Source organism: Bacillus sp. JJ722, from assembly GCF_036963345.1.
Classification (GTDB): Bacteria; Bacillota; Bacilli; order Bacillales; family DSM-1321; genus Bacillus_AD.
In genome coordinates, this window is record NZ_JBALMO010000335.1 from 1 (window position 1) to 3,530 (window position 3,530).

The window sequence follows — 3,530 nt, forward strand, 5'->3', positions numbered from 1 at the left end:
TTTAATAAAGTACCATCTAAATCAAATATTACCGCCTTTATCATGCAACATCCCTCCTCTTGATAATAACAATAAACAAATAATATAATAGCAATTATTATACAATCGCTTTTTTCCCAATCCAATGAGCAATAAAGACAAAAGGGAAGAATATTAAAACGAAAGGCAGACAAATTAAAATAGTGTTCCAAGTTATGATCTGATTAGTAAGTAATGCACGATACAATATTAAACTATAAGGTAAAATGATAATGATTGATGTAACTACACCAGGAGTTACAGAACGAAATAGAATAGACTGACCCATATGAGTGAAAGCATGAAGAAAAAATACCATTGTACATACGATAAAGAGATAAATTCCTCCTAATAACTCTTGATTCATATATTGACTTGCCAGAAATGCCGAACTGCTAACTATTAAAAAGATAATTACTACCGAAACCGAAAACTGAGCGGTCGACATTGAAAATTGTTTAACGACTCTATCCGCTAATTTTTCTGGTAATCTATTATAAATAGTCGCTGTATTTTTGCTCATCCATTTTTCAATCATAATTATTTCTTCGAAGTCGTGTAGCATAAATAAAATAGGAAATAACCAGATAAGTGTTTGAACATCACTCCATAATTCCATAAGAACCCTTCTTTCCTTTATTTATAACTATCATCTTAAACTCTCTCTATTAGAACGATCCGTTTGGAAAAACGAATTTGTTCCACCCTTACAATAACTTATACTTTTGAAGTTTCAGCTAATATTCCATTTAACAACATATTAGTCATCTGCTCACTTAATTGCTTTGGTGTCCTTTCTTCCGTTAACATAAATCGATAGACTAACCTTTCTATAGTCACTACGATCATTTCGGCCGCAATCGGTACATCAAGATTGTTTTTTATAATTCCCAATGACTGGCTTTGTTTAATATTTTCTGTTATTTGCTTTACAATTGTACTTCTTATTTCTTCTTTTTCATCTGCAAACTGTAGAGAAATTTTCATCAAATTCGCATTTGCTCCTAGAATTTCAAATATTTGCGTATAATATTGACTTACAGAGCTAGCCACATCAGGAGATTGTATTTCCCAAATGTTATTTCCTACTTCTACAGTAAGGGTTAATAACTGTTGTTCAAATTGTTGAACCATTTGTTTTAAGATATCATCCTTACTATTAAAGTAAATATAAAAAGCCGCTTGACTTAAACCAGCATTCTTTACTATTTCACTAACTTTCGTAGCTTTGATACCTTTTCTAGCAAATAGTTCTTCAGCGGATTTAAATATTCTTAACTTACTTTCTTCACCATTTGTTCTCGCCATTTATATACCCCCTAAACATAACTAACTAATTAGTTATGTTTAATTATACATCATTACCAATATATTACAAAAAAGATGCCGTTTCAAAAATATAAACATTTGAAACGGCATCTTTTCTCTAGAATGATGATTTAATCTACATTATTTATTTTGTCTGAACTTGTCTTACTCACTTCTTTTTCAGAAACAGCGCTTGCTATCTGACCTAGTTCTCCCTTAAGATTATGCTTTCCTGAATAGTTATTAATAGCATCGACAAGATCTAACCCTGTAGTTTCTTTTAAAGCCTCTTGTAATGTGGCCATTACACTAGTAACTGAGCCTGCCATGCTTTGTATTCCATTACCATTACCGGTATCAATAATTTTAATGCTTTCAACGTTTCCAAGTGGAGCAGCAACCTTTTCAGCATATTGAGGTAGTATATTTAGTATCATTTCTAATTTCGCAGCTTCACCGTACAATTCAAATGCCTTTGCTTTTTCTTCTTGAGCATTCGCTTCGGCAAGACCAATTTCTCGGATAACCATCGCTTCCGCCTTACCTTTTGCTTCCGCTGCTGTTGCTTCAGCAAGGCCATCCATTTTCACTTTTTCCGCATGTGCTTTCGCTTGTGTTGTCACTTCATATTGACGAGCCTCTGCCTCTAATTGTGCCTTTTTCTTTTGTGCTTCCGCAGATTTTTCTAATGCGTATGCATCGGAATCTGCTTTTAAGTTAATATCTGCTTGATATTGACGTTGACGTCGTTCTGATTCTTTTTCTTGTAATTCAATTTGTTTAATTCGCTCAACAATTTCAATTTGCATTTCTTGCTCTTTCACTTGTTGAGCAATTCTAGCTTTTTGCAAATCGTAGGCCATATCTGCTTCGGCTTTCGCACTATCCTGTTCTTTTTTAAATTCTGACATCTTTAATTGATTATACTTACTAGCTTCTGCTACTTGTGTATCGCGCTCTAATTCTGCTCGCTTTGCTTCTTGTTCATTTTTCGATGTTTCAATGCGACTTTCTCTTTGAGCTATAGATTCAGCAATTTCTGCTTCTTTCTGTACTTCAGCAATACGATGACGAGACTGATATTCTAAATAGCGATCAACATCGATATAATCTTTTACATTAAACGAACGAATTTCAAATCCAAGTTTGTTTAAATCTGGTTCTGCTACATTTTTTACTTGTCTAGAAAAAGCTTCACGATCACTATAGGCATCTTCCACCGTCATTGATCCCAAAATAGCTCGTAAATGACCATCAAGTATAGATGTTATCTCTTCACTAACAGCATCATGATTCTTTCCCATGAAATTCTCTGATGCAGTAGCAATCATATTTAAATCACTACCCACTTTAACAACTGCATTACTTATTGCACCAAGACGTACTTTTTGCTTTGTATATACTTCATTTGCCTTAACTGTTAGTGCATATGTAGTCAAAGTCATTCGCTGTGATTGTTGAATGAAAGGTAACACTAACGTACCTCCACCACTTACTACTTTAATTTTTCTACCTCCACCTAAGTTACAAACGTTTTCACCAGATCCTAAAACACTCCCTGTAACAATTAAAGCCTCTTCTGATCCAACTGTCGTATAACGGCTAATAATGAATGAAACTAAACCAATTAGTAAAACAACCAAACCTATTAGTATCCATACAGTAGTTGACATATGCATTACATCCTCTCTGATTCATCATTATCTAAATAATCAAAATTATTATCGTATTTTACAACATAAAAAATATTATCTTTTACTTCAATTATAAGTGCAGGCTCACCTTGATTAATTTCTTTTTTGTTATAACTTTTAGCTGTTCTTGATACAATCCCTAAAGCTGTCTTTACTGTGACTTCCCCAATTGAATCTTCTGGTATTCGAAGCGTAACTTCTCCAACTTCTCCTTCTATGTCTTCGATTTTAAAAGCTGTAGAACTTTCCATCTTAGATAAAGGTATAAAGACAAACATATTTAATACAAATGTTAATCCTACCGATAACAATACCGCGAGAAGAATGACCATGAATGTAGATAATGAGGAATACGTTAACAGCAGATAACCGATTGCTGATGCTACCCCTGTAAAACATAACGTTGTCGTTAAATTAAATACATCATTGTCTAATCCAAGAGCTGAATCAAATAATCCTCCCAAAAATAAATTAACGAATAGAATAATAAGTGTTCCAATAAAGACGTAT

4 protein-coding genes are annotated in these 3,530 nt (G+C 33.3%); all 4 read right to left on the reverse strand.

What is annotated here, in order from left to right:
- Nucleotides 1-97: 97 nt before the first annotated feature.
- Nucleotides 98-637: an HXXEE domain-containing protein gene (locus V7014_RS25440; protein WP_335511621.1), complete on the reverse strand. Its 540-nt coding sequence runs from the start codon at nt 635-637 to the stop codon at nt 98-100.
- Between the two features lie 98 nt (nt 638-735).
- Nucleotides 736-1,326, reverse strand: a complete 591-nt coding sequence (locus V7014_RS25445; RefSeq protein ID WP_335511623.1) for a TetR/AcrR family transcriptional regulator — start codon at nt 1,324-1,326, stop codon at nt 736-738.
- Nucleotides 1,327-1,457: 131 nt separating this feature from the next.
- Nucleotides 1,458-2,999: a flotillin family protein gene (locus V7014_RS25450; RefSeq protein WP_335511625.1), complete on the reverse strand. Its 1,542-nt coding sequence runs from the start codon at nt 2,997-2,999 to the stop codon at nt 1,458-1,460.
- Between the two features lie 5 nt (nt 3,000-3,004).
- Nucleotides 3,005-3,530: hypothetical protein (locus V7014_RS25455; protein WP_335511627.1), on the reverse strand; the 526-nt coding region annotated here is incomplete at its 5' end.

Excerpts from the sequence above, each read along its gene's own strand:
- V7014_RS25440 (WP_335511621.1), bottom strand. The coding sequence starts at position 637 with ATGGAATTATGGAGTGATGTTCAAACACTTATCTGGTTATTTCCTATT.
- V7014_RS25450 (WP_335511625.1), bottom strand. The coding sequence starts at position 2,999 with ATGTCAACTACTGTATGGATACTAATAGGTTTGGTTGTTTTACTAATT.
- V7014_RS25445 (WP_335511623.1), bottom strand. The coding sequence starts at position 1,326 with ATGGCGAGAACAAATGGTGAAGAAAGTAAGTTAAGAATATTTAAATCC.